20 protein-coding genes are annotated in these 25,089 nt (G+C 68.7%); 9 read left to right on the forward strand and 11 right to left on the reverse strand.

All coding sequences use genetic code 11. The annotated features are described in order from the left end of the window. Positions 1-7 precede the first annotated feature (7 nt). From waaA to UYS_RS0203785, 3 genes are read right to left on the reverse strand one after another with little or no spacing between them, the layout of a single operon-like run. Positions 8-1,306 (reverse strand): lipid IV(A) 3-deoxy-D-manno-octulosonic acid transferase, encoded by a 1,299-nt coding sequence (waaA, locus tag UYS_RS0203775; protein WP_016854163.1) that lies wholly within the window; start codon positions 1,304-1,306, stop codon positions 8-10. Beyond that, positions 1,306-2,736: a bifunctional D-glycero-beta-D-manno-heptose-7-phosphate kinase/D-glycero-beta-D-manno-heptose 1-phosphate adenylyltransferase HldE gene (hldE, locus tag UYS_RS0203780; RefSeq protein ID WP_016854164.1), complete on the reverse strand. Its 1,431-nt coding sequence runs from the start codon at positions 2,734-2,736 to the stop codon at positions 1,306-1,308. The genes waaA and hldE overlap by 1 nt, the downstream gene beginning before the upstream one ends. Then, entirely contained in the window at positions 2,726-3,823 is a 1,098-nt protein-coding gene (locus tag UYS_RS0203785; RefSeq protein ID WP_016854165.1) for a glycosyltransferase family 9 protein, read from the reverse strand. The genes hldE and UYS_RS0203785 overlap by 11 nt, the downstream gene beginning before the upstream one ends. Here UYS_RS0203785 and UYS_RS0203790 point away from each other — a divergent pair. After that, positions 3,822-4,529, forward strand: a complete 708-nt coding sequence (locus UYS_RS0203790) for a 3-deoxy-D-manno-octulosonic acid kinase (protein WP_016854166.1) — start codon at positions 3,822-3,824, stop codon at positions 4,527-4,529. The two genes, UYS_RS0203785 and UYS_RS0203790, sit on opposite strands and share 2 nt — an antisense overlap. Here UYS_RS0203790 and UYS_RS0203795 read toward each other — a convergent pair. Further along, complete coding sequence (locus tag UYS_RS0203795) at positions 4,508-5,647, reverse strand: glycosyltransferase family 4 protein (RefSeq protein WP_237738417.1); 1,140 nt, start codon at positions 5,645-5,647, stop codon at positions 4,508-4,510. The genes UYS_RS0203790 and UYS_RS0203795 overlap by 22 nt on opposite strands. A gap of 36 nt (positions 5,648-5,683) precedes the next feature. Here UYS_RS0203795 and UYS_RS0203800 point away from each other — a divergent pair, with 36 nt between their 5' ends. From UYS_RS0203800 to UYS_RS0203810, 3 genes are read left to right on the forward strand one after another with little or no spacing between them, the layout of a single operon-like run. Further along, positions 5,684-6,772 carry a glycosyltransferase family 9 protein gene (locus UYS_RS0203800; RefSeq protein WP_016854168.1) on the forward strand — a complete coding sequence of 363 codons (1,089 nt, stop codon included), beginning with the start codon at positions 5,684-5,686 and terminating at the stop codon, positions 6,770-6,772. Continuing rightward, positions 6,769-7,536: a glycosyltransferase family 2 protein gene (locus UYS_RS0203805; RefSeq protein ID WP_016854169.1), complete on the forward strand. Its 768-nt coding sequence runs from the start codon at positions 6,769-6,771 to the stop codon at positions 7,534-7,536. Before UYS_RS0203800 ends, UYS_RS0203805 begins: the two co-directional genes overlap by 4 nt. Next, positions 7,523-9,196 carry a sulfatase-like hydrolase/transferase gene (locus tag UYS_RS0203810; RefSeq protein WP_016854170.1) on the forward strand — a complete coding sequence of 558 codons (1,674 nt, stop codon included), beginning with the start codon at positions 7,523-7,525 and terminating at the stop codon, positions 9,194-9,196. Before UYS_RS0203805 ends, UYS_RS0203810 begins: the two co-directional genes overlap by 14 nt. A 105-nt stretch (positions 9,197-9,301) precedes the next feature. On the opposite strand, the gene waaF is transcribed toward UYS_RS0203810, so the two are convergent. Both waaF and rfaD read right to left on the reverse strand, forming a co-directional pair. Then, a complete protein-coding gene (gene waaF, locus UYS_RS0203815) occupies positions 9,302-10,315 on the reverse strand; it encodes a lipopolysaccharide heptosyltransferase II (protein ID WP_016854171.1) in 1,014 nt (337 codons plus the stop codon). Further along, positions 10,308-11,264: an ADP-glyceromanno-heptose 6-epimerase gene (gene rfaD, locus UYS_RS0203820; RefSeq protein WP_016854172.1), complete on the reverse strand. Its 957-nt coding sequence runs from the start codon at positions 11,262-11,264 to the stop codon at positions 10,308-10,310. Before rfaD ends, waaF begins: the two co-directional genes overlap by 8 nt. Before the next feature lie 273 nt (positions 11,265-11,537). On the opposite strand from rfaD, the gene glyQ reads away from it, so the two are divergent. Beyond that, positions 11,538-12,482 carry a glycine--tRNA ligase subunit alpha gene (gene glyQ / locus UYS_RS0203825; protein WP_040477865.1) on the forward strand — a complete coding sequence of 315 codons (945 nt, stop codon included), beginning with the start codon at positions 11,538-11,540 and terminating at the stop codon, positions 12,480-12,482. 1 nt (position 12,483) lies between these two features. Then, positions 12,484-14,550, forward strand: coding sequence for a glycine--tRNA ligase subunit beta (glyS, locus tag UYS_RS0203830; RefSeq protein ID WP_016854174.1), 2,067 nt, complete (start codon positions 12,484-12,486; stop codon positions 14,548-14,550). A gap of 181 nt (positions 14,551-14,731) precedes the next feature. On the opposite strand, the gene UYS_RS0203835 is transcribed toward glyS, so the two are convergent. Continuing rightward, the gene (locus UYS_RS0203835; RefSeq protein WP_192813912.1) at positions 14,732-15,670 is read right to left on the reverse strand and encodes a LysR family transcriptional regulator; all 939 of its coding nucleotides are present in this window, start codon (positions 15,668-15,670) and stop codon (positions 14,732-14,734) included. A gap of 68 nt (positions 15,671-15,738) precedes the next feature. Between UYS_RS0203835 and UYS_RS0203840 the strand changes: the two genes are divergently transcribed. The 3 genes from UYS_RS0203840 (at position 15,739) to gmhB (ending at position 18,269) form a co-directional block, all read left to right on the forward strand. Then, positions 15,739-16,458 (forward strand): SDR family oxidoreductase, encoded by a 720-nt coding sequence (locus UYS_RS0203840; protein ID WP_016854176.1) that lies wholly within the window; start codon positions 15,739-15,741, stop codon positions 16,456-16,458. A gap of 49 nt (positions 16,459-16,507) precedes the next feature. Beyond that, positions 16,508-17,560 (forward strand): SDR family oxidoreductase, encoded by a 1,053-nt coding sequence (locus UYS_RS0203845; protein WP_016854177.1) that lies wholly within the window; start codon positions 16,508-16,510, stop codon positions 17,558-17,560. Positions 17,561-17,690: 130 nt separating this feature from the next. Further along, positions 17,691-18,269 carry a D-glycero-beta-D-manno-heptose 1,7-bisphosphate 7-phosphatase gene (gmhB, locus tag UYS_RS0203850; protein WP_016854178.1) on the forward strand — a complete coding sequence of 193 codons (579 nt, stop codon included), beginning with the start codon at positions 17,691-17,693 and terminating at the stop codon, positions 18,267-18,269. A 118-nt stretch (positions 18,270-18,387) separates the two neighbouring features. On the opposite strand, the gene gyrB is transcribed toward gmhB, so the two are convergent. The 4 genes from gyrB to dnaA all read right to left on the reverse strand — a co-directional run bounded on the left by gyrB (position 18,388) and on the right by dnaA (position 24,580). Next, on the reverse strand, positions 18,388-20,808 hold the full coding sequence (gene gyrB / locus UYS_RS0203855) for a DNA topoisomerase (ATP-hydrolyzing) subunit B (RefSeq protein WP_016854179.1): 2,421 nt from the start codon (positions 20,806-20,808) through the stop codon (positions 18,388-18,390). An 11-nt stretch (positions 20,809-20,819) separates the two neighbouring features. Then, entirely contained in the window at positions 20,820-21,935 is a 1,116-nt protein-coding gene (recF, locus tag UYS_RS0203860) for a DNA replication/repair protein RecF (protein ID WP_016854180.1), read from the reverse strand. Positions 21,936-21,939: 4 nt separating this feature from the next. Then, positions 21,940-23,043: a DNA polymerase III subunit beta gene (gene dnaN, locus UYS_RS0203865; RefSeq protein WP_016854181.1), complete on the reverse strand. Its 1,104-nt coding sequence runs from the start codon at positions 23,041-23,043 to the stop codon at positions 21,940-21,942. Between the two features lie 70 nt (positions 23,044-23,113). Next, complete coding sequence (gene dnaA, locus UYS_RS0203870; RefSeq protein ID WP_026068327.1) at positions 23,114-24,580, reverse strand: chromosomal replication initiator protein DnaA; 1,467 nt, start codon at positions 24,578-24,580, stop codon at positions 23,114-23,116. Positions 24,581-25,089 lie beyond the last annotated feature (509 nt).

Consider the following 25,089-nt stretch of genomic DNA (forward strand, 5'->3'; position numbering starts at 1 on the left):
CAAGCACTCACTTCGCCTGGAGGAACCGATCCAGGCCTTCCAGCGTCCGCGCCAGGGCGCCGCGGTTGGCCTCGACCACCGCCCGCCCGGCCGCGGCCAGGCGTTCACGCTCCGCCGCATCGCCGAGCAGGCGTGCGAGCGCGTCGGCGAGTGTCGTGGCGTCACTGACCTCCACCAGCGCCTGCCGCTCGCGCAGCGCCTCGGCCACGTCGGTGAAGTTGGCGAGCTCGGGGCCGGTCAGCACCGGCACGCCCATGGCGGCCGGTTCCAGCAGGTTGTGGCCGCCGATCGGCACCAGGCTGCCGCCGACGAAGGCCGCGTCGCCCGCACCGTAGAGCGCGGACAGCTCGCCCATGGTGTCGCCCAGATAGACCGCGGTCTCGCCGGTCACCGCCTCGTTCCGCGAGCGCCGCGCCAGCGGCATGCCCGCGTGGCGGCACAGCTCGGCCGCCGCCTCGAAGCGCCGCGGATGGCGCGGCACCAGGATCAGCAGCGCCTCGGGACAGCGCTCCCGCAGCCGCGCATGGGCCTCGAGCAGTGCCTCGTCCTCGCCCTCGTGGGTCGACCCCGCCACCCACACCGGCCGCTTGCCGATCTCGGTGCGCAAGCGCTCACTCACGCCGAAGGCCTTGTCATCACGGGCCAGATCGAACTTCAGCGAGCCGGTCACCTCGGTCTTCCCCGCCGCCATGCCCAGCGCCCGGAAGCGTTCGGCGTCGGCCTCGGACTTGGCCCCCAGCCAGCTGACGTGGGACAGCGCCTCGGCCATCAGCCGCCCGAGGCGACGATAGCCCCGGAAGGCCCGCGGCGAGAGCCGGCCGTTGACCACCGCCACCGGAATGCCCCGTCGCTCGCAGCCGGCCAGCAGGTTGGGCCACAGCTCGGTCTCGAAGAAGATGGCGAGATCGGGGCGCAGGCGATCGAGGAAACGCCGCGCGGCGCCGGGGAAGTCCAGCGGCACGAAGTGATGACTCACTTCGGCCACATCCGCCTCGTACTGCAGGCGTTCGGCGACGGCATGGGCGCGCTCGGCCCCGGTGGCGGTCATGGTGGTGATCACCAGGCGGCGGTCGGGATGCCGGCGCGCCAGGGCCTCGATCAGCGGGCGGGCGGCCTGCACCTCGCCCACCGAGGCGCAGTGCAGCCACAGGCTATGGGCCCCCTCCGGCGAGGCGGCGATGCGCCCCAGCCGCTCGACACGGGAGCGCCCGGGCAGGCTCTCCCGCCACACTCGCCGCCAGACCAGCGGCGAGAGCGACAGCAGCGCGGCGGAGTAGCCGCGCCGCGCCCAAGGATGGCCGGCCATCAGGCCTCGCGGTCGAGGATGGTGGAGATCATCGCCGTGGTGGAGACGCCGTCCTCGAAGCCCAGCACCTGCACCTCGCCGCCGGCCGACCGCACGGCCTCGCCGCCGGCGATGTCCTCGGGCCGGTAGTCGCCGCCCTTGACCAGCACATCGGGCAGCACCGCCTCGATCAGCCGCTGCGGGGTGTCCTCGGCGAAGGGCACCACCCAGTCCACCGCGCCCAGCCCGGCCAGCACCTGCATGCGCCGCGCCAGCGGGTTGATCGGCCGCTTGGGCCCCTTGAGGCGGCCGATGGAGGCGTCGTCGTTGACCGCCACGATCAGCCGGTCGCCGAGCCGGCGGGCGTGCTCCAGGTAGGCCACGTGGCCGGCGTGGAGGATGTCGAAGCAGCCGTTGGTCATCACCACCCGCTCGCCGCGGGCCTGGGCGGCGCGCACCGCCTCGATCAGCGGCGCCTCGCCGATCACCCCGAATTCGGCCAGCTTGTCGCCGTGCAGGGCGGTGTAGAGCTCGGCCACGGACAGCGTGGCGGTACCGGGCTTGGCGACCACCAGGCCGGCGGCCAGGTTGGCCAGGGTCATGGCCTCGGGGAAGCCGTGGCCGGCGGCCAGCGCCAGCCCCAGCACGCCGATCACGGTGTCGCCGGCGCCGGTGACGTCGAACACCTCCCGGGCGCGGGTCGGCAGGTGCAACGGCTCGTGGCCCTCACGAATCAGCGTCATGCCCTTCTCGCTGCGGGTGATCAGCAGCGCCTCGAGCTCCAGCTCGGCGCGCAGCGCCTCGCCGCGTTCGGACAGGGTGGCATCGTCCGGGCAGGGGCCGGCGACGGCCTCGAACTCGGCCAGGTTGGGGGTGATCACGCTGGCGCCCCGGTACTTGCGGAAGTCGCTGCCCTTGGGATCGACCAGCACCCGCTTGCCAGCGGCCCGCACGCGGCCGATCAGCCCCTGGACATCGGCCAGGGTGCCCTTGCCATAGTCGGAGAGGATCACCAGGTCGGCGTCGTCCAGGGCCGTCTCGACCTCCTCCGCCAGTGGCCCGGTGTCCACGTCGCCGAGGCTCTGCTCGAAGTCGAGGCGGATCAGCTGCTGGTTGCGGCTCATCACACGGAGCTTGGTGATGGTCGGAATATCGGCGCTGCGAGCGAAGTGAGTGCTTACACCGGCGTCCTCGAGGCGGCGGCTCAGCAGGTCGGCGTTGTCGTCGTCGCCGACCAGGCCGGCCAGTGCCGCCCGCGCGCCCAGCGAGGCGATGTTGAGCGCCACGTTGGCGGCGCCGCCGGGACGGTCCTCGGCCTCCTCGACCCGCACCACCGGCACCGGGGCCTCGGGCGAGATCCGCGAGGTGCCCCCGTGGAAGTAGCGGTCGAGCATCACGTCGCCCACCACCAGCAGGCGTGAGTGCTCCAGGGCGGTCAGATCAAGCTTCATCGGAAGGCTCCCTTTCCTGACGGGACGCGGCGATGGCCAGCACCGCCTCGAGATTACGGATGACGTCGTCGGCCTGGATCAGCGACATGGCGTCGGGATGGCGGACCCGCTGCCCCCAGGACAGCGTCTCGGGATCCTTGTGCAGGAACTGGCGCACCGCGTCGGGATAGCGGTTCACCACGTGCTCGCGCCAGCAGTAGGGCGCGGCCCGGTCCGGGTTGGTGGTGGCGAACAGGCCGACCACGGGGGTATTCAGGGCGTTGGCCATGTGCACCGGGCCCGAGTCCGGCGCCACCACCGCCCGGGCGCCGTCGATCAGCGCCAGCAGGCCCTTCAGCGAGGAGCCACCGATGGCGTCGATCACCGCCCCGGGCTGGGACAGCGCCTGGATGCGGCTGCCCATCTCGCGCTCCTGGGTGCTGCCGCCGCCGGTCAGCACCGTCTTCAGCCCGTGCTGGACCCAGGCGTGCTCGACCACGCTGGCGTAGCCCTCCGCCGACCAGTTGCGGAAGTTGCGCAGCCGCGGGTTGGCGCAGGGGCTCATCAGGATATAGGGCGCGTCGCCGGTCAGCGTCGCGGCCTCGTGCCGGGCGGCGTCGGGGATCGGCATGTCCCACGCCAGCGAGAGATCCTCGACACCCAGCAGCCGGGCGAAGTCGAGGAACGACTCGAGCACGTGGGCGCGGGGGTGCGGTGCCAGCTGGCGGTGGGTGAACCAGTGCTGGGCATCCTTGGCGCGGGCCTTGTCGTAGCCGACGCGCAGGTCGGCCTTGAGGCCCAGCGAGAGCACGCTGGCACGCAGCGCCTGCTGCATGTGCAGCAGCACGTCGAAGCGCGTATCCGCCAGCTGCCGCCACAGCTCGCGCATCCCCGAGAGGCCGGTGGCCTTGTCGTAGACGACGAACTCGACCCCCGACATACCGGCCAGTAGACTGTGCTCGCCCTTGCCGATGATCCAGGTGATGCGCGCATCGGGCCACTGACGCTGCAGCGCGCGGATCGTCGGAACCAGGTTACAGACATCGCCCAGGGCGGAAAGGCGCAGCACGCCGATATGGGCGGGGCTGGCGGGCAGAGGATGCTTCATGCGATTGGCAACGCTTCAAACGGGAAAGGTTTACATTTTATATGATGCGGACAGTTTATGTGACGCCGATGGGGCGCCACAAATCGGCCCGTCGACCTTCGATCCCGACCACTGGCGCCGGCAGGGCCTGGTCACCGGCGAGGCCCCCGGCCGCGGCGCCAGCCTGTTCCTGGCCGCCGGCGAGGCCGAGTGGGTGCTGCGCCCCTACCGCCGCGGCGGCCTGGTGGCCCGGGTCAGCGAATCGCGCTACCTGTGGACCGGCGCCGAGCGCAGCCGTTCCTTCCACGAGCTGCGCCTGACCGCCCACCTGTTCTCGCTCGGCCTGCCGGTGCCCCGCCCGGTGGCGGCGGTCACGACCCGCCACGGCCCCGGGTACGAGGCCGCGCTGATCACCGTGCGCCTCTCCGGCGCCCGCGCCCTGGCCGAGCGGCTCCATGACGCCGACGACACCCTGCTGGCCCGGGTCGGCGCCACGGTGCGCCGCTTCCACGACGCCGGCCTCGACCACGTGGACCTCAACGCCCGCAACCTGCTGATCGACGACGCCGGCACCGTGTGGCTGATCGACTTCGACCGCTGCCGGCTGCGCGCGCCCGGCAAGTGGCAGGAGGCCAACCTCGAGCGGCTGGCCCGCTCGCTGGCCAAGTTCGACGCCGCCCCCGCCATGACCGCCATCCGTCGCGGCTACGAGGCCGGCGACGCCTGACCGGCGTACTCCGCCACCAGCGCCTCGACGTGGCGCGCCTGGGTGAAGTCCTCCAGCACCCGCGCCCGGCCCGCCGCGCCGAGCCGCTCGCGCAGCGCGCCGTCGTCGACCAGCTCGGCCAGGGCCGCGGCCCAGGCCTCGGGCATTTCGGGATCGGCCAGTCGCCCGGTGTTCGGACTCACCAGCTCCGGGATCGCCCCGCTCGAGGCCCCCACCACCGGCCGGCCGGCGGCCATGGCCTCGATCACCGTCAGCCCGAAGGCCTCGTTGCGCGACGGCGTGCAGACCACGTCCAGCGCCTGCAGGCAGCGCGGCAGGTCGGCGCGGAAGCCGGCGAAGGTCATGCGGTCACCGAGTCCCAGCGCCTCGACGCGCTCGCGCAGCGCCTCGACGAAGGCCGCGTTGCTGCCCTCCTCGGCCCTCAGCCCGCCGATCATCACGCCGTGCCAGGCCGCGTCAGCGCGCGTTTCGGCCAGCCGCGCCAGCGCCTCGACCCACACCCGCTGCCCCTTGCCCGGGGTGATGCGCCCCGGCAGGCCGATCGCCACCGCGCCCTCGGGCACGCCCAGCTCGGCGCGCAGCGTCGCGCGCTCGGCATCGGCCGGCTCGGCCACGTAGGGCGCCGGATCGATGCCGAGATAGAGCCGGCGGATGCGCTCGTCGGGCAGCGGGAAGGCCTGGAGATTGCGGGCGCGGGTCGCCTCGCTGATCGAGAACAGCCGGGTGACACGGCCGTAGGCCCAGCGATGGTAGACATCGCGCTTGGGCCGGGTGACGCCCATGTGGTCGGTGAAGAACAGCCGGAGCCCCGGGCGCAGCGTGGCCAGCAGCGCGCCCAGGCGCAGGTCGCTGGACTTGTGGCAGTGGATGGCCTCGATGCCGTGGGCCTTGAGGTAGGCCAGGATGCGCCCGACCCGCCACAGCGCCTGGCCGCGGGATGGCACCGTCAGCGGCGTGACGCCGACGGCCTCCAGGCTCGCCGCCACCCGCGAGCCAGCGAGCGCCAGGCCGTGGGCCTCCCACCCCTGACGGGCCAGCTCGGGTATAATCCGCGCAGGATACATTTCCAGTCCGCCCCAGCCGTTCGAGAGGCAGAGCTGCATGACCTTGGGTCTCAAGGCATCCTCCATTCGGTATCGGGGCTCGGGAGCCCCATGACGAGTTTCTCCGATCAACGGCCGCCGCGCCTGCTGGTGGTTCGCAACGACAAGCTCGGCGACTTCATGCTGGCCTGGCCGGCCCTGGCGGCCCTCAAGGCCGCCTCGCCGCGCCCCCACGTCAGCGTGCTGGTGCCGAGCTACACCGCCCCGCTGGCCCGCGCCTGCCCCTGGATCGACGAGGTGATCCTCGACCCGGGCGACGACGCCGGCCGCGAGGGCCGGCGCGAGCTGCTGGCCGAGCTCAAGGCCGGCCGCTTCGATGCGCTGCTGACGCTTTACTCCACGCCGCGCATCGGCTGGCTGGGCTGGCGGGCCGGCATTCCGCTGCGCCTGGCGCCGGCCACCAAGTGGGCCCAGCTATTCTACAGCCGCCGCGTCACCCAGCGCAGGTCGCGCTCGGAGAAACCCGAGTACGTCTACAACCTGGAGCTCGCCGAGGCGCTGCTCGAGGCGCTGGGCATCACGGTGCCGACGCGGCCGGCGCCGCCCTGCTGGCCGCTGGACGACGCCGAGCACGCGCGCCAGCGCCGTCTCGTGGCCGAGGCCACCGGGCTCAGTGATGACCGCCCCTGGCTGTTCCTGCACCCCGGCAGCGGCGGCTCGGCGGTCAACCTCGCGCCCGAGGCCTATGCGCGGCTGGCCCGCGGCGTCGACGCCCGGCTGCGCGAAGCGGACACGGCGCCGGCCTGGGTGATCACGGCAGGCCCCGGCGAGACCGACAACGCCGACGCCCTGTGCGAGATGCTGCGCGAGGCCGGGCTCGAGGCCCGGCGCCTGCTGCCGAGCGCTGGGCTGGAGGCCTTCGCCCGAAGCCTCGCGGCCGCCGATGTGTTCATCGCCGGCTCCACCGGGCCGCTGCACGTCGCCGCCTGCCTGAACCGGCCCACCGCGGGCTTCTACCCCTCGCGGCGCTCGGCCACGCCGCTGCGCTGGCAGACCTGCAACGCCGAGGACCGGCGCCTGGCCTTCTGCCCGCCCAAGGGCGCCCACGAGGCGGACATGGCATCCATCGATCTGGCCGCCGCCGCCGAGGCCATCGCCGCACGCCTGACCTCCCCTTCGATCAGCGAGGCCCGCCCATGACGCCCATCTCCGGCATCATCATCACGCTCAACGAGGCCGACAACGTCACCGACTGCGTCGTCTCCCTGCAACGGGTCTGCGACGAGGTGATCGTCGTCGACTCCGGCAGCCAGGACGACACCGTGGCGCTGGCCGAGGCCGCCGGCGCCCGGGTGATCCACCAGCCCTACCTCGGCGACGGCCCGCAGAAGGCCTTCGCCGTGCCCCAGGCCGCCCACGACTGGATCCTGGCACTGGACGCCGACGAGCGCCTCGACGACGACGCCATCGCGGCGATCCAGGGGCTGGCGCTGGATGACCCGCAGCAGGCCTACCGCTTCAGGCGCCGCAACTTCGCCGGCCGCCACTGGATCCGCGCCGCGGGCTTCTATCCCGATCCGGTCACCCGGCTCTACCACCGCACCACCTCGGGCTATCTGCCTAAAAAAGCGCACTCCTCGGTGCAGGCGCCCTCGGTGGTCGATCTGGATGCCCATATCCGCCACTTCACCTACCGCGACCTGTCGCACTGGATCAGCCGCATCGACGCGCTCTCCAGCCGCGACGCCTGGGCGATGAAGGAGCGCGGCAAGCGGCCCTCGGCGGTGCGGCCGGCGCTGCACGCGGCCACCGCCACCTTCCGCAAGTTGATCCTCAAGGGCGGCCTCTTCCAGGGCGCGGACGGTTTCACCGTGGCCATGACCACGGCATTTCACGCCTACATGAAGTACGCCAAGCTCAACGAACTCTACGAGAACGAGCGTGCCGATCATGACCCGCGCTGAGCACGCCCGGCCCATGCGATTCAGGCGCCCACGGAGATGGGCCCTGCTGACCCTCGGCCTGGCGCTGGGCTTCGCCGCCGTCACCGTGACCCGGCTACCGACGCTTGCGCTGTGGCCGATCGCCGCCGGCTGGCTGTGGCTGGCCCATCGCCTGCGCTGGGGTGACGACGCGGCCGCGTCGATGCCGCGCCGCCGCTGGCCCTGGTCGCTGCTGCCGCTGATCCTGTGGGGCATCTACGTCTACCTGGCCGACAGCTTCGGCAAGGTCGATCTCGGCGCGGTGTTCTTCCATCTGCAGGCCGGCATCAGCGATCACGGCGGCGGCGAGCGGCTGGTCGCGGCCGTGCTCTATACCCTGGCCGTGCTGGCGGTGCTGGCGGCCTTCACCTGGCTGGTCCGACGCGACGACCGCTGGGCCCGCCATGAACGCCTGCTGGCCGCGGTGCTGCTGCTCGGCAACCCGATGCTGCTGGGGCTCGGCCAGCGCGGCATGGCCCTGGTCACCGAGGACGGCGCCTGGCTCGATCGCCGCTATGTGGCGCCGGTGATCCAGGCGGCGCCGGCCGATCCGCCCAACCTGCTGGTGCTCTACCTGGAGAGCCTGGAGCGCACCTACGCCGACCGCGATCGCTTCGGCGACGCCTATGCGCCGCTCGCCGAGCTGGGCGAACGCGGCGTGGTCTTCGAGGGCGTGCGCCAGATCGACAACACCGGCTGGACCATGGCCGGCATGATCGCCAGCCAGTGCGGCACGCCGCTGATGCCCGCCGGCCTGCTCCACGACAGCCAGTTCGAGCCGCTGGAGCGGGTCGTGCCGGGCGTCGACTGCCTGGGCGACCTGCTGCAGGAGCAGGGCTATGCCCTGAGCTATCTCGGCGGCGCCAGCACCCGCTTCGCCGGCAAGGGGCGCTTCTACACCGGCCACGGCGTCACGCGGGTGCGCGGCCGCGAGACCCTGTCACCGCGGCTCGAGGATCCGGACTACCTCAACAGCTGGGGGCTGTACGACGACAGCCTCTACGACTTCACCCTGGAGGAGATCCGCCGCCGCGAGGCCGAAGGCGGCCCCTGGGGCGTGATCGCACTGAGCCTCGGCACCCATCCGCCCGCCGGCTACCCGGCCCGCGCCTGCGAGGCACGCCAGGGCGAGCACGACGGCGAGGACATCCTCTACGCGGTGGAATGCTCGGCCTGGCTGGCCCGGCGGCTGGTCGAGCGCCTGGAGGCCGAGGGGCTGCTGGACAACACCCTGGTGGTGCTCGCCAGCGATCACCTGACCATGCGCGTCTCGGCCTGGGACGAGCTGATCGCCGGCCCACGCGCCAATACCTTCATGCTGCTGCACAACGACCTGATACCGCGGCGCCTCGACCGCGAGGGTTCGACCCTCGACGTGCTGCCCACCGTGCTGGAGGCCATGGGCTTTCGCGTCGAGGACCACCGCGCGGGACTCGGCGTCTCGCTGCTGTCGCGGGAACCGACGCTGGTCGAGCGCCACGGCCTGGAGGCCATCAACGCCCGGATGCAGGAGGAGACCGCCCTGCAGCGCCGACTGTGGAAGGGGCTGGATCTGCCCCGCCCGGAGCCGACGTCGGTTCGGGCGGAGCATTCTGGCCAAGAGCCGCGGGCATTGCCTGAAAAGTCGGCGAGCGAAGGTTAGACAAGGCAAAAATCAACGAAAAGCCGGAGTTTACGAGCTGTAAATGAGGGCTTTGAGTTGAGTTTTAACGCCGTATAGCCGAGCGCAGACACTTTTCAGCATTGCCTAGCCGGCCAGGATGGCCGACAGGATCTTCTCCGGCGGCTGCCGCTTGAGGCAGTGGGTGTGCCCCAGCGGGCAGGTCCGCTCGAAGCAGGGCGAGCAGTCCAGCGCCAGGTAGTGGATCTCGGCGTTGCCGGTGAGCGGCGGCGTGTAGGCCGGCGAGGAGGAGCCGTAGATCGCCTGGATGCGGGTGCCCGCGGCGGCGGCCACGTGCATCAGCCCCGAGTCGTTGGTCACCGCCTGGCGGCAGTCGGCGAGCAGGTCCACCGCGTCGGCCAGCCGGGTCTTGCCGCACAGGTTATGGGCATGCTCGAGCCCGCCGGCGATGGTCTCGCCGGCGGGCTCGTCCTTGGGCCCGCCCATCACCCGCACCTCGAAGCCCTCGGCGATCAGCGCCTCGGCCAGGCGGCGGAAATACTCGAGCGGCCACTGCTTGGCGGGACCGTACTCGGCGCCGGGCATCATGGCGATGGCCGGGCGGCCGCCGATTCCGAGCGAGGCGTGCAGCGACGCCAGATTGGCGTCGTCGCGCCGCAGCGCCGGGCGCGGGATCGGGAAGTCGCCCCGCGCCGCCTCGCCGGCCGGCAGCCCCAGCGACACGAAGCGCTTCACGGTCTGGTCGAGCACGGCCTTGTCGAGGCGGCGACGCTCGTTGAGCAGCCCGTAGCGCTGCTCGCCGTGGAAGCCGACGCGCCGCGGGATGCGCGCCAGGAAGGGCACCAGCGCCGACTTCCATGAGCGCGGCAGCACGATGGCGCGATCGAAGCGCCCCCGCAGCGAGGCGGCCAGCCGGCGCCGCGCGGCCCAGCCGAACTCGCCGTGGCCGACTTCCAGCGCGGCCACCTCGTCGACCTCTTCCATCCGCTCGAGGATCGGTCGCGACCAGGCCGGCGCCACCACGCCGATGGTCGCCGCCGGGTCGCGTTCCTTGAGCGTCTTGAACAGGCTCTGGGCCATGACCATGTCGCCGACCCAGGACGGGCCGACGACCAGGATGCGCTCGCCCGGGTCAGGCATTCAGCCACTCCAGGTAGGCCTTCACGCCTTCGGCGACGGTGTGGAACTCGCGGTCGTAGCCGGCCTCGCGCAGCCGCGTGATGTCGGCGCGGGTGTAGCTCTGGTAGCGGCCCTTGAGCTCGTCGGGGAAGTCGATGTACTCGATCTTGCCCTTGCCGTAGTAGTCGACCACCGCCTCGCCGATCGCCTTGAACGGCTCGGCGCGGCCGGTTCCGAGGTTGAAGATGCCGGAGGCCTCGGGGTGGTCGAGGAACCACATGTTCACGTCGACCACGTCGCCCACGTAGACGAAGTCGCGGCTCTGCATGCCGGCCTCATAGCCATCCCAGGCGCCGAACAGCTTGAGGTCCTGGCCGCCGCTGATCTGGGTGTGGTGGTGGTAGGCGACGCTGGCCATCTTGCCCTTGTGCTGCTCGCGGGGGCCGTAGACGTTGAAGTAGCGGAAGCCGACCACCTGGCTCTCGAACTCGTCGTGGCGGGCGCGCACGTACTGGTCGAACAGCAGCTTGGAGTAGCCATAGACGTTGAGCGGCTTCTCGTGCTCGGGCTCCTCGCGGAACACCTCGCTGCCGCCGTAGGTGGCCGCGGAGGAGGCGTAGATGAAGGGAATGCCCTTGAGCTGGCAGAAGTGCAGCAGCTCCTTGGAGTACTCGAAGTTGTTCTCGAGCATGAAGCGGCCGTCCCACTCCGTGGTGTCGGAGCAGGCGCCCTCGTGGAAGATCGCCTCGATGGGCGGCAGGTGCGAGGTCTCGCCGTTCAGGGCGGCCTTCACCCGGGCCAGGAAGTCGTCCTTGTCCAGGTAGTCGCCGAGGGTGCAATCGGCCAGATTGACGAACTTGGTGCCGTCGCTCAGGTCGTCGACCACCAGCACGTCGTTGCGGCCGCGCTCGTTGAGTGCCTTGACCAGATTCGAGCCGATGAAGCCGGCTCCGCCTGTCACTACGATCATGGGGATTCCTCTCTATGCGGTTGGAGCCACCGCGGTTGGGCCGATGATGAGGGGCGCCGGGGACGGAGCGAAGAGAGGGTCCTACGCCATGGATGGCGTCGGTAGCGCCCAGGGAGGGGTTCACAGCGCCCTCTCGCAGCTCCGTCGACGGATCAGCCCCGAGCCCTCGCCCGACGACGATGGCCCAAGGTATTCCGGGCTGCGCCTATAACCGATCTGCCCGTGATTGTATACTTGACCGCTCGTGAATTCATGGCCAACGGTGACCCGCCAATGACACAGTCGACGCCAGACGTGACAACCTTCCAGGGCCTGATCCTGGCCCTGCAGCAGTACTGGGCCGAGCAGGGCTGTGTGGTCCTCCAGCCCCTGGACATGGAGGTCGGCGCCGGGACCTTCCACCCAGCGACCTTCCTGCGCTCCATCGGTCCCGAGACCTGGAATGCCGCCTACGTGCAGCCATCCCGCCGCCCCACCGACGGCCGCTACGGGGAAAACCCCAACCGCCTGCAGCACTACTACCAGTTCCAGGTGGTGATGAAGCCGTCCCCGGCCAATCTCCAGGAGCTCTACCTGGGCTCGCTCAAGCGTCTCGGCCTCGACCCGCTGGTTCACGACATCCGCTTCGTCGAAGACAACTGGGAATCCCCGACCCTCGGCGCCTGGGGCCTGGGCTGGGAAGTGTGGCTCAACGGCATGGAGGTGACCCAGTTCACCTACTTCCAGCAGGCCGGCGGCCTGGAGTGCTACCCGGTCACCGGCGAGCTGACCTACGGCATCGAGCGCATCGCCATGTACGTCCAGGACGTCGACAGCGTCTACGACCTGGTGTGGACCGTCGCCCCCGATGGCACCAGGGTCACCTACGGCGACGTCTTCCTGCAGAACGAGCGCGAGCAGTCGACCTACAACTTCGAGCACGCCGACGTGCCGGCGCTGTTCGCCGCCTTCGATCACCAGGAAGGCGAATGCACCAAGCTGATCGAGACCGGCCTGCCGCTGCCCGCCTACGAGCAGGTGCTCAAGGCCTCGCACACCTTCAACCTGCTCGATGCCCGTCACGCCATCTCGGTGACCGAACGCCAGCGCTACATCCTGCGCGTCCGCACCATGGCCCGTGACGTGGCCCACGCCTACTACGAATCGCGCAAGGCCGCCGGCTTCCCGCTGGCCCCCGAAGCCCTGCGCCGCGAACTGCTTGCCGAAGGAGACGCTTGAGATGGCAGCCGATAGCTTTCTGGTCGAACTGGGCGTCGAGGAACTGCCGCCGAGTGCGATCGACAAACTCTCCGATGCCCTGGCCGAGGGCGTGTCCCGCGGGCTGGCCGACGCCGATATCACCCACGGCGAGGTGAAGGCCTACGCCTCCCCGCGCCGCCTGGCCGTGCACGTCGAGGCGCTGGCCGACAAGCAGCCGGACCGCGAGGTCGAGCGTCGCGGCCCGGCGCTGGCCGCCGCCTTCAAGGACGGCGAGCCGACCAAGGCCGCCCAGGGCTTCGCCCGCTCCTGCGGCGTCGAGGTCGACCAGCTGATCCACCTCGAGACCGACAAGGGCACCTGGCTCGGCTACCGCGAGCAGCAGCAGGGCGAGGCCACCACCGCCCTGCTGCCCGCCATCGTCGAGAAGGCCATCGCCGGGCTGCCGGTGCCGAAGAACATGCGCTGGGGCGCCTCGCGCATCGAGTTCTCCCGCCCCGCCCACTGGCTGGTGATGCTCTACGGCAGCGACGTCGTGGAGGCCAGCGCCCTCGGCCTGAGCGCCGGCCGCACCACCCGCGGCCACCGCTACCACGCCCCCGAGCCGCTCGAGCTGGCCCACGCCGACGACTACCTCGAGGCGCTGGAACAGGCCTGGGTGCTGGCCGACCGCGACAAGCGCCGCGAGCGCATCCGCGAGCAGGTGCTGGCCGAGGCCGAGGTCCAGGAGGCCCAGGCGGTGATCGACGAGGAGCTGCTGGTCGAGGTCAGCGGCCTGGTGGAATGGCCGGTCGCCCTGGCCGGCGGCTTCGACGAGCGCTTCCTCGAGGTGCCGGCCGAGTGCCTGGTCTCCTCCATGAAGGCCAACCAGAAGTACTTCCACCTGCTGGACGCCGAGGGCAATCTCAAGCCCGGCTTCATCACCATCTCCAACATCGACAGCGCCGAGCCGGAGCAGGTGATCCGCGGCAACGAGAAGGTGATCCACCCGCGCCTGGCCGATGCCGCCTTCTTCTACGAGACCGACCGCCAGCAGCCGCTGGCTGCCCGCGTCGAGGGCCTCGCCAGCGTGGTCTTCCAGCAGAAGCTCGGCTCGCTGGGCGACAAGTCCCACCGCAACGCCGCCGTGGCCGCCTTCATCGCCGGCCGCATCGACGGCGACGTGCACCAGGCTCGCCGCGCCGCCGAGCTGGCCAAGTGTGACCTGGTCACCGAGATGGTGCTGGAGTTCCCCGAGCTGCAGGGCATCATGGGCCGCTACTACGCCACCCATGACGGCGAGGACGCCGAGGTCGCCCAGGCGCTCGAGGAGCAGTACCTGCCGCGCTTCGCCGGCGACGCCATCCCGCAGACCCGCGCCGGCCAGGCCCTGGCCCTGGCCGACCGCCTCGACACCCTGACCGGCATCTTCGGCATCGGCCAGCGCCCCACCGGCACCAAGGACCCGTTCGCCCTGCGCCGCGCCTCCATCGGCGTGCTGAACATCCTGATCCAGGGTGAGCTGGACCTCGACCTGCGCGAGCTGCTCGAGCTGGCCGCCGCCCAGCATCAGGAACTGCCCTACGCCGACGGCCTGGTCGACGAGGTGCTGACCTACATGCTCGACCGCTTCCGCGCCTGGGCCCAGGACGAAGGCATCGGCGCCGAGGTCTATCTGGCCGTGCGTGCCCGCCCGGTCACCAAGCCGCTGGACTTCGCCCGTCGCCTGCAGGCGGTGAACGCCTTCGGCCGCCGCGAGGAAGCCGCGGCCCTGGCCGCCGCCAACAAGCGGGTCTCCAACATCCTCGCCAAACAGGGCGGCGACGTGGCCGTCGAGGTCGACGCCGGCCTGCTGCAGGAAGACGCCGAGAAGGCCCTGGCCGAGGCGCTGAGCGGCTGCCACGAGCAGGTCGCCCCGCTGTTCGCCGAAGCGCGCTACAGCGATGCCCTGGACGTGCTGGCGACCCTGCGCGAGCCGGTCGACCGCTTCTTCGACGACGTCATGGTGATGGCCGATGACGAGGCAGTGAAGCGCAACCGTCTGGCCCTGCTGGCCAGCCTCCAGGCGCTGTTCCTCGAGGTCGCGGACATCGCCGAGCTCCAGCACTGAGCGAAGCGAGCGATGCGAAAGGGCCAGCGAGGCGACTCGCCGGCCCTTCTTTTTTCCGATGTTTCATGTGAAACATTGGGGCAAGGTGGGCAAGGCAAGAAAGCCTCCCTGCGACAGAAGGCGGCGACCACCGCTCCCCCTCCCCTCACGATCACCATGTTCCACGTGAAACATCTCGCGGTCACGGGGACTGACAGGCGTCACGAAACCACTGCTTCAACCAGGCCACCAGGGCCTCCAGCCGCTGGGGACGATAGCGATCTCTCGCCATCAGGGCATGCATGCCGGAGGACGGCGGCATGTAATCGTCCAGGGCGCTCTCCAGGACTCCCTCATCGAGAGCCGCACGAATATCAGCAGACGACTTGAGAATCACGCCCGCGCCTTCCATGGCCCAGCGCCTCAACAGCGTCCCGGAGTTGGCCCTGAGTGAGCCGGCAACCGGCACGCTCAAAGCCTTGCCGCCCTCCTGGAAGTGCCACGGGGTCTGCGGCTCCCCGTCTCGCGTCAGTACCAGACAGTCGTGCGCACGCAGTTCCCGCGGGTGCATCGGGCGACCGCGGCGCGCCCAGTAGTCTGGCGATGCCACGACCCGACGCTCGTCGTCGGCGAGCGGCACACCGATCAACGCACTATCGGTCAACGGGCCGACCCTGATGGCCAGATCGATCCCCCGACCGACGCCTCTCGATAGACCATCGCTGAGGTGCAATTCCAGCGAGACACGCGGATGGCGACGCTGGAAAGCGAGCAAGGCCGGAGCGATCCGTCGTTCACCCAAATCATGGGGAGCGGTCACCACCAGATCTCCGGACAGCGCGGCCTGGCGACGATGCATGCGATCCTCGGCCTGCTCCATGGCCGAAACGGCCTGCCGGCATCCCTGGAGGAAGGCCGCGCCCTCCTCGGTCAGCGACAGTACGCGCGTGGTTCGATTGAGCAGCGTGACGCCAAGACGATGTTCGAGGCGCTTTAATCGGTAGCTCGCCGACGATAGTGCCATGCCCTGCTGATGCGCGGCCGCCGACAGGCTGCCTGACTCTATGGTGGCAATGAAGAGTCGGTAGGTAAGAAGCTCGTCCATTATTCGACAATATTGAAGAGTGGTTTCGTCATACAAGTGTATATTGAATTCTCTACCGCGGTGAGGATGAATGCACATGCTACGCACGCGGAGGAGACGGACGCATGAAACGCTTCGATCAACAAACCCTCTTCATCGTCGGCGGCGGCTCCGGCATGGGCGCCGAGCTGGCCCGCCAGGCCAGCGCCCAGGGCGCGCGTATCGCCCTCGCGGGCCGTCGCCGCGAACGCCTGGACACCGTGGCGGCCTCCCTCGACGGCCCCGTCAGCGTTCACCCGCTGGACATCAGTCGGCGCGAATCGCTCGAGGCGGCATTGGACGAGGTCGGCCAGGTCGATCATATCGTCAGCACGGCCGCGGACCTCACCTTCAAACCGTTCATCGAGCTCACCGACGAGGATATCCAGCGCACCCTGGACAGCAAGATCTGGGCCTCGATCCAGCTCGGACGCGCCGCCCATCACTATCTGGCACCCAAGGGCAGCCTGTTGTTCTACTCCGGCGTGGCGGCCTACCGTCCGGCACCGGGAGCCAGCCTGGTCTCGTCCGCCAATCACTGGCTCGAAGGCATCATGAACGGACTGGCGGTCGAGCTCGCGCCGCGTCGAGTGAACGTCATTTTTCCTGGGGTGGTGGACTCCGCCACCTGGGACGGCATGGACGAATCCGCACGCCAGACGATGTTTGACGAGACGCCCAGGAGCCTGCCGGTGGGGCGTATCGGCCAGGTACAGGATCTGGCCACCGCGGGCCTCGCGATCCTCGAGAACGGCTATATCGACGCCCAGGTACTACACGTCGACGGCGGTGGTCGTATCGCCTGATCGACGACGCATCATCCTCGCCCCTCCCCTTACCCAACATGGAGGCCCCATGAGCCAGCCCATCAAGGCCCTGATCGCCGGTGCCAGCGGCATCATCGGTCACGGCGTGCACCGCGCCCTCGATACGCCACACAACGTGGTTAGGGGGCTGGCACGCCATCCCATCGACGGCATGGACACCCTGTGCGTCGACCTCACCGATCCCGAGGCCACTCGCCGGGTGATCGCCGAGCAGGCCGCCGACACCACCCACCTGTTCTATGCGGCCCTGTCACCGGACGATGACCTCGCCGTGGAAGCGCAACGCAACGCGGCGATGCTCGAGAATCTGCTGGATGCCCTGGAGGTAGCCGAAGCGCCACTCGAACGGGTCGTCATCTACCAGGGGTTCAAGATCTACGGCATCCATTTGGGCGCCAAGGTACCGACGCCCGCTCGCGAGGACGACCCCAGTCATCTGCCGCCCAACCTGTATCAGGCTCAGGAGGCCATCCTGACGGAACGCGCCCGCAGCGCCCGCTGGGATCATGTCGTGCTGCGCCCCGACCTGATGATCGATGGCAACGTCCATGGCAACCCCATGAACATCGCCGTCGTCATCGGTGTCTTCGCGGCGCTGTCGCGTGAGCTGGGCGTGCCGATGCGCTATCCCGGTACCGAGGCCGCCTATCGCGTACTGATGCAGTTCACCGATGCCGACCTGCTCGGCGAGGCCAGCGCCTGGGCGGCGACCGCCGAGGGCATCGCCGGCGAGGCCTTCAACATTACCAACGGTGACGTCTTCCGCTGGGAACGGCTGTGGCCGGAAGCCGCCGAGCACCTGGGGTTGGAAAGCGCCTCTCCCGTGCCGATTCCGCTCACGCAGCACATGGCCGACAAGCAGCCGGTCTGGGAGCGCATCGCCAGGCGTCACGATCTGGTCGAAGAGCGGTTAGATCGACTGGTCGGCTGGGGCTTCGGTGACTTCATCTTCCGTACCGAGTGTGACGTCATCTCCGACGTCAACAAGATCTACCGGTACGGCTTCACCCCCCGCTGCGACTCCCATGAGCGGCTCCTTCATGCCCTGGATCGTCTGCGGGAACGACGCGTCATTCCTTGAATCGCCCGTCGCCGGTCACCGGGCCGATTGACGCCGCACCAAGTCGAGCGTCGGGCGCCACCCGACGCTTGGCATCTTCTGTTTCACATGAAACACTTCCGTGACCGTTCCCATTCTGCCCGGAGCCGTCATGCCGTGTGACGAGGCGCCTGCCGCCCAGCTAGTCATCCTCGACCGGGATGGCGTGATCAATCGGGATTCCGACGACTACGTGAAGTCGCTCGACGAGTTCCTGCCCTACCCTCAGGCCATCGACGCCATCGCCCGCCTGTCGAAGGCCGGCTGGACGGTGGCCGTGGCCACCAACCAGTCGGGGATCGCCCGTGGCTACTACGACGAGGCAACGCTGGCGGCGATGCATGAGCGGCTGAAGGCGCTCGTCGCCGCGGCCGGCGGCGAGATTGCCCACATCGTTCACTGTCCGCATGGCCCCGACGATGACTGCGACTGCCGCAAGCCACTGCCCGGGCTGCTCGAGCGGCTGGGGGCCGCTCTCGAACTCGAGAGCCTCACGGGCAGCTGGATGGTCGGCGACAGCCTGCGCGATCTGGAAGCCGGCGAAGCGGTCGGCTGCCGAGCGGTGCTGGTACGCACCGGCAAGGGCGAACGGACCCTGGCCAGGCATCCCGAGCGCGCGAGTGACGATCGGACACGGGTGTTCGACGACCTGGCAGCCTTCGTCAACTGGCTGCTCGAACGACAGCCGTAAGCTGCCAGTCGGCAGACGGGAATCACCCACAGCAAAAAGAAAACCCCGAAGGCTTAACCTTCGGGGTTTTCTTGTGCGCGGCGCCAGCGATGTTTCACGTGAAACATCGTGCCGGGGATCAGATATCCAGATTGGCCACCAAAGCGTTGCGCTCGATGAAGTCGCGGCGCGGCTCGACCTCATCACCCATCAGGGTGTTGAACATCATGTCGGCGGCCACGGCATCCTCGATGGACACGCGCAGCATGCGCCGCGTCTCGGGATCCATGGTGGTCTCCCACAGCTGCTCCGGGTTCATCTCGCCCAGGCCCTTGTAGCGCTGGATGGACAGGCCACGCTGGGCCTCGTTCATCAGCCACTCCAGGGCATCGTAGAAGCTGCCGATCGCCTGCTGACGCTCGCCGCGGGCCACGAAGGCGCCCTCCTCGACCAGACCGTCCAGGGTCTCGCCGAGGCCGGCGATGGCGCGGTAGTCGGCGCTGGTGAAGAAGTCGACGCCCCACACGTAGTCGCTGGTGACGCCATGGGCGAGCAGGGTCACCGCCGGCAGGTAGAGGCCTCGCTCGCTGTCTTCTTCCAGGCGGAAGTGGTAGCGCGGGCCACCCTCGTAGTCCACCAGGGCATCCATCTCGCGCTGCAGGTAGTCGATCCAGCCCTGCATCGCGGCACGGTCGCGCAGGCTCTCCTCGCCCTCGACGCGCGCGGCGTGGACGATCTTGCGTAGCACCACGTCCGGATAGACCCGCGACAGGCGCTCGATGCGGCGCATCACGTCACGGTACTGATCCACCAGCGACTGCAGGTGCTCGCCGCCGATGCCCGGGGCGTCGGCGCTCACGTGAAGGCGTGCGCCGTCCAGGGCGGTGGTGGTCAGATAGTCGGTGAGCGCCTGTTCATCCTTGAGGTAGCTCTCCTGCTTGCCGCGCTTGATCTTGTAGAGCGGCGGCTGGGCGATGAACACATGACCGCGCTCGATCAGCTGCGACATCTGACGGAAGAAGAAGGTCAGCAGCAGGGTCCGGATGTGGGAGCCGTCCACGTCCGCATCGGTCATGATGATGATGGAGTGGTAGCGCAGCTTGTCGGGGTTGAACTCCTCGCGCCCGATGCCGCAGCCCAGCGCGGTGATCAGGGTGCCGACCTCGGCCGAGGACAGCATCTTGTCGAAGCGCGCCTTCTCGACGTTGAGGATCTTGCCCTTGAGCGGCAGGATCGCCTGGGTACGACGATCGCGGCCCTGCTTGGCGCTGCCGCCGGCCGAGTCACCCTCGACCAGGAACAGCTCGGACAGGCCCGGGTCCTTCTCCTGGCAGTCGGCCAGCTTGCCGGGCAGGCCGGCGATGTCCAGCGCGCCCTTGCGACGGGTCATGTCGCGGGCCTTGCGCGCCGCCTCGCGGGCGCGGGCCGCGTCCAGCATCTTGTTGACGATGGACTTGGCCTCGTTCGGCTTCTCGACCAGGTACTCGGCGAACTGCCGCCCCATCTCCTGCTCCACCGCGGTCTTCACCTCGGAGGAGACCAGCTTGTCCTTGGTCTGGGAGGAGAACTTCGGGTCCGGCACCTTGACCGAGATGATCGCGGTCAGGCCCTCGCGGGCATCATCGCCGGAGGTGCTGACCTTGGCCTTCTTGAGCAGGCCCTCGGCCTCGATGTAGTGGTTCAGCGTGCGCGTCAGCGAGGCACGGAAGCCGGCCAGGTGGGTGCCGCCATCCCGCTGGGGAATGTTGTTGGTGTAGCAGAAGATGTTCTCGGCAAAGGTGTCGTTCCACTGCATGGCGATCTCGACGCCGACGCCGTCCTCGCGCTCGATGTTGAAGTGGAAGACCGGGTTGAGCACCGTCTTGTTGGTGTTCAGGTGGTCGACGAATGCCTTGAGGCCGCCCTCGTAGTGGAACAGCTCTTCCTTGCCGGTGCGCTCGTCCATCAGCCGGATGGCGACGCCGGAGTTGAGGAAGGACAGCTCGCGCAGACGCTTGGCCAGCACATCGTAGTGGAACTCGATGTTGTGGAAGGTCTCGGGCGACGGCCTGAAGTGCACCCGGCTGCCGCTCTGCTCGGTCTTGCCGACCACCGACAGCGGCGCCACGGGCACGCCATGACGGTAGACCTGCTCGTGGACCTGCTCGTTGCGCCAGATGGTCAGCTTGAGCTCCTCGGAGAGCGCGTTGACCACCGAGACCCCGACGCCGTGCAGGCCGCCGGAGACCTTGTAGGAGTTGTCGTCGAACTTGCCGCCGGCGTGCAGCACGGTCATGATCACCTCGGCCGCCGACACGCCCTCTTCCTCGTGCACGTCGGTCGGAATGCCGCGGCCGTTGTCGCTGACCGTGATCGACTCGTCCGGATGAATGATCACCCGGATCTCGCTGCAATAGCCGGCCAGGGCCTCATCGATGGAGTTGTCCACCAGCTCGAACACCATGTGGTGCAGGCCTGTGCCATCGTCGGTGTCGCCGATGTACATGCCGGGCCGCTTGCGTACCGCATCCAGGCCCTTGAGGACCTTGATGCTCGATGAGTCGTAAGCCTGTTCGCTCATTGACTACTCCGTCATGAAGTCTGTCTGTCCGTTGGCAGCAGCTGCCCCTGCCCCGATTCGGTGCGTTTCACGTGAAACATCGCCACCGGCGTCTGCGCGCTCCACGCGCCGTCCAGCGCCTCCGGGTCGACACTGGTGATGAATGCCTGGCAGCGCATCCGTTCCAGCCAGGTGCAGAAGACTCGGCGGTGCGCTTCGTCCAGTTCGGCGGGAAGGTCGTCGATCAGATAGACGCAGGACTGGCCCGTGGCCTGCTCCAGCAGACGCCCCTGGGCCAGCTTCAGGGCACTCACCACCAGCTTCTGCTGGCCCCGTGAGAGCACCTCCACGGCCGGCCGCCGGTCGAGGCGAATGCCCAGGTCGGCCCGCTGCGGCCCCTGCTGCGTGAATCCCATCTGGCGATCGGTGTCCCGCCCCTGCTGCAGCACCTCGGCCAGGGAGCGCTTGCGGTCCCAGCCCCGCGAATAGCGCAGGGTCAGGCCCGGCAGCTCGATCAACCCGGCCAGGGTCTCGCTGAACACCGGCTGGAAGTCCGCCATCCAGTCGCGACGCAGGGCGTCCAGTCGTTCGCCCCACAGCACCAGTTCCTGCTCCCAGGCATCCAGTGAAGCATCGTGCATTCTACCATGCCTGAGCAGGGCATTCCGATGCTTGAGGGCCCGACGATAGCGCCGCCAGGCGTCGAGGAAATCGTGTTTCACGTGAAACACGCCCCAGTCGAGGAACTCGCGGCGGCCGGCCGGCGAGCCCTCGAGCAGGCGGAAGGCGTCGGGATTGATCAGCTGCAGCGGCAGCACCTCGACCAGCCCCGAGAGGCGGTCCAGGCGCTCGCCGCCGAGACGCAGCTCGAGCTCCTCGGCGTCGCGGCGGCGGCGCACGCCGAGCGGAACGGGCGGGTCGCCCACCAGGCGACCGTGGAGAGTCAGGCTCTCGGCATCGTGGGCGATGGCGTTGGGCAGGCGGCGCGTGCGGAACGAACGCCCCATGCCCAGCACGTGGATGCCCTCGAGCAGGCTGGTCTTGCCGCTGCCGTTGGCGCCCGTGAAGAGATTGATGCCCGGGCCGGGCGCGAGCTCCAGGGCCTGCAGGTTGCGCAGGCCCTGGAAGGAGAGACGATCGAGGGGCATTCCGTCAGAGGCGCATGGGCATGACGACGTAGAGGGCGTCGCCGCCGCCCGTCTCTTCCATCAGCGCACTGCTGTTGGGATCGGCCAGGGTCATCTGCACCCGCTCCTGGTCGAGCACGTTGAGCACGTCCACCAGATAGCCGACGTTGAAACCGATCTCCATGGCCGGCCCGGCGTATTCGATGGCCACGTTCTCCTCGGCCTCTTCCTGCTCGGGATTGTTGGCCATGACCCGCAGGTTGCCCTCCTCCAGGTTGAGGCGCACGCCGCGGTACTTCTCGTTGGAGAGGATGGCGGTACGCGACAGGACCTGACGCAGCTCGGAGCGCTCGGCGATGAACACCTTGTCGCCGTTGCGCGGCACCACCCGCTCGTAGTCGGGGAACTTGCCGTCCACCAGCTTGGAGGTGAAGGTGAAGTCGCCGGTGTGGGCGCGGATGTGGGTAGCGCCGAGGGTCAGGCTGACCGGCTCGTCGCTGTCGTCGAGCAGGCGCACCAGCTCGAGGATGCCCTTGCGCGGCACGATCAGCTTCTGTGACGGCTCGACCTGGATCTCGGCCGGACGCGAGCAGACCGCCAGGCGGTGGCCGTCGGTGGACACCGCGCGCACCAGGTTGCTGGCGAACTCCAGCAGCATGCCGTTGAGATAGTAGCGCACGTCCTGCTGCGCCATGGCGAAGGAGGTGGAGTCGATGAGGTGCTTGAGGGTGCCGCGGGGCAGGCTCAGCTCGACGCTGCTCTGGCCGTCCTCGATGCTCGGGAATTCGGCCACCGGCAGGGTCGAAAGCGTGAAACGCGAGCGGCCGCTGCGCAGCACCGCCCGCCCCTCTTCCAGCGACAGCTGAATCTCGGACTGGTCGGGCAGCGACTTGCAGATGTCCATCAGCTTGCGCGCCGGCACGGTGATGCCGCCCGGCTGTTCGACCTGGCTGGCCACGGTGCGCCCGATCAGCTCGACCTCGAGGTCGGTGCCGGTCAGCGAGACCTGGTCCTGCTCGACCTGAATCAGCACGTTGGACAGCACCGGCAGGGTCTGACGACGCTCCACCACGCCGGCGACCAGCGCCAGCGGGCGCAGCAGCGCTTCACGGGAGATGGAAAATTTCATGTCGACTCCACTTCTCTTGTCCTGGAGGGATGGGGGCCGGCGCCGCGCCCGGCCCTTCGCATTCGGGCAATCAGCTGGTCAGCAGACGCAGCAGATTCTTGTAGTCCTCGCGGATGTCCGCGTTCTCTTCCTGAAGCGCCTGCACCTTGCGGCAGGCGTGCAGCACGGTGGTGTGGTCGCGTCCGCCGAAGGCGTCGCCGATCTCCGGCAGGCTGTGGTTGGTCAGCTCCTTGGCCAGCGCCATGGCGACCTGGCGGGGGCGAGCCACCGAGCGCGAGCGCCGCTTGGAGAGCAGATCGGCGAGCTTGATCTTGTAGTACTCGGCGACGGTGCGCTGGATGTTGTCGACCCCGACCTGCTTGTCCTGCAGGGCCAGCAGGTCCTTGAGCGATTCGCGGATGAAGTCCTGGGTGATCGGCCGCCCCATGAAGTGGGAATCGGCGATGACCTTCTTCAGGGCGCCCTCCAGCTCGCGGACGTTGGAGCGGATCTTCTGGGCGATGAAGAAGGCGGCGTCATGGGGCAGATCGACCTTGGCCTGGTCGGCCTTCTTCATCAGGATCGCCACCCGGGTCTCGAGCTCCGGCGGCTCGATGGCCACCGTCAGCCCCCAGCCGAAGCGCGACTTGAGGCGCTCCTCCACCCCGCTGATCTCCTTGGGATAGCGATCCGAGGTCAGGATCATCTGCTGGCCACCCTCGAGCAGGGCATTGAAGGTGTGGAAGAACTCCTCCTGGGAGCGCTCCTTGCCGGCGAAGAACTGGATGTCATCGATCAGCAGCGCATCGACGCTGCGGTAGAAGCGCTTGAAGTCGTTGATGGCGTTGAGCTGCAGCGCCTTGACCATGTCGGCGACGAAGCGCTCGGAGTGCAGGTAGACGACCCGCGCGTTCTCGCGCCGCCCGGCCAGGGCGTTGCCGACGGCATGCATCAGGTGGGTCTTACCGAGGCCGACGCCGCCATAGAGGAACAGCGGGTTGTAGGCGCCACCGGGATTCTCCGAGACCTGACGGGAAGCGGCCCGGGCCAGCTGGTTGGACTTGCCCTCGACGAAGGTCTCGAAGGTAAAGCTCGGGTTCAGGCCGCTGTTGTGCTTGAGGCTGCCTTCCACCTGCACCTGGCGCTCGCTGCCGGGCCGGCGGGGCACGTCGCCGCCCTCGTCACGCAGCTGGTCGATCTCGCTCTCGTCGGCCACGTCGCCGCGCGGCGGGGTCTGTACCGCCGGGGCCCGAGGCGCGGCGGAGACGGGGTCGCCCAGTTCGCGGGTCTGCGGGGCCGGCGACGCCACGCGCCGACTGCCCACGGTCACCACCACCTTGGGCGGCTTGGCCGGCGACAGTTCACGCATGAGCTCGCTGATGCGCTTGGCGAACTTGTCGCTGACCCAGTCGCGCACGAAGCGGTTGGGTGCCAGCAGACGCAGCTGGTTGGCCTCACCTTCCTCCGCCTGCAAGGGGCGAATCCAGGTGTTGAACTGCTGAGAACTCAGTTCGTCCTGCAGGGTATCCAGACATTGTTGCCAGAGAGCGAGCGACACGCGACCTCACCATTCGGTTGAAGAACGACCGGACATTGTATCGCGCCACCGCCGGGTTATCCACATGGATGACCGCTGCGGACAACGCTGTGGAAAACCTGCCCGGGGAAACGGGAGGAAGCTGGGCGGAATCTGGGCACCATCCCGGTCCTGTGGATGAGTGGCATATCCATGCACCGCTCGTCCACCGCCTGTCTCGACCTTCCCAAGAGGCTATCCACACGATTGTGATAACGCCAAGAATCTGATGTGGAAAAGGTTGTCCCGGTTATCCACAGAAACCTTCCCCATCAATAATCACAGGGTGTAATAGAAAACCAATACTAGTAATGGTAGTGGATTCGCCATCGACGGGGAGAGAACGCCCCGGCGAAAAGTCGCAAGGAAAAATTGCGCCCGAGGCCCGATATCACTACAATTTCCGGTCCTGAGCCGAATCTACCCGGATTCCCCACCGGAACCCGGGCGCCTCTATTCGCCGATTTGTTCCAAAAACCACGTGGGAATAA

The organism is Halomonas smyrnensis AAD6 (genome assembly GCF_000265245.1).
In the GTDB taxonomy this organism is placed as follows: domain Bacteria; phylum Pseudomonadota; class Gammaproteobacteria; order Pseudomonadales; family Halomonadaceae; genus Halomonas; species Halomonas smyrnensis.

Coding starts and splice junctions, on each gene's coding strand:
- gmhB (WP_016854178.1), top strand. CDS start 17,691: ATGCCGTGTGACGAGGCGCCTGCCGCCCAGCTAGTCATCCTCGACCGG.
- UYS_RS0203805 (WP_016854169.1), top strand. CDS start 6,769: ATGACGCCCATCTCCGGCATCATCATCACGCTCAACGAGGCCGACAAC.
- glyQ (WP_040477865.1), top strand. CDS start 11,538: ATGACACAGTCGACGCCAGACGTGACAACCTTCCAGGGCCTGATCCTG.
- waaF (WP_016854171.1), bottom strand. CDS start 10,315: ATGCCTGACCCGGGCGAGCGCATCCTGGTCGTCGGCCCGTCCTGGGTC.
- waaA (WP_016854163.1), bottom strand. CDS start 1,306: ATGGCCGGCCATCCTTGGGCGCGGCGCGGCTACTCCGCCGCGCTGCTG.
- UYS_RS0203840 (WP_016854176.1), top strand. CDS start 15,739: ATGAAACGCTTCGATCAACAAACCCTCTTCATCGTCGGCGGCGGCTCC.
- UYS_RS0203800 (WP_016854168.1), top strand. CDS start 5,684: ATGACGAGTTTCTCCGATCAACGGCCGCCGCGCCTGCTGGTGGTTCGC.
- UYS_RS0203785 (WP_016854165.1), bottom strand. CDS start 3,823: ATGAAGCATCCTCTGCCCGCCAGCCCCGCCCATATCGGCGTGCTGCGC.
- rfaD (WP_016854172.1), bottom strand. CDS start 11,264: ATGATCGTAGTGACAGGCGGAGCCGGCTTCATCGGCTCGAATCTGGTC.
- UYS_RS0203810 (WP_016854170.1), top strand. CDS start 7,523: ATGACCCGCGCTGAGCACGCCCGGCCCATGCGATTCAGGCGCCCACGG.
- recF (WP_016854180.1), bottom strand. CDS start 21,935: ATGCCCCTCGATCGTCTCTCCTTCCAGGGCCTGCGCAACCTGCAGGCC.
- UYS_RS0203845 (WP_016854177.1), top strand. CDS start 16,508: ATGAGCCAGCCCATCAAGGCCCTGATCGCCGGTGCCAGCGGCATCATC.
- dnaN (WP_016854181.1), bottom strand. CDS start 23,043: ATGAAATTTTCCATCTCCCGTGAAGCGCTGCTGCGCCCGCTGGCGCTG.
- glyS (WP_016854174.1), top strand. CDS start 12,484: ATGGCAGCCGATAGCTTTCTGGTCGAACTGGGCGTCGAGGAACTGCCG.
- hldE (WP_016854164.1), bottom strand. CDS start 2,736: ATGAAGCTTGATCTGACCGCCCTGGAGCACTCACGCCTGCTGGTGGTG.
- gyrB (WP_016854179.1), bottom strand. CDS start 20,808: ATGAGCGAACAGGCTTACGACTCATCGAGCATCAAGGTCCTCAAGGGC.
- UYS_RS0203790 (WP_016854166.1), top strand. CDS start 3,822: ATGCGATTGGCAACGCTTCAAACGGGAAAGGTTTACATTTTATATGAT.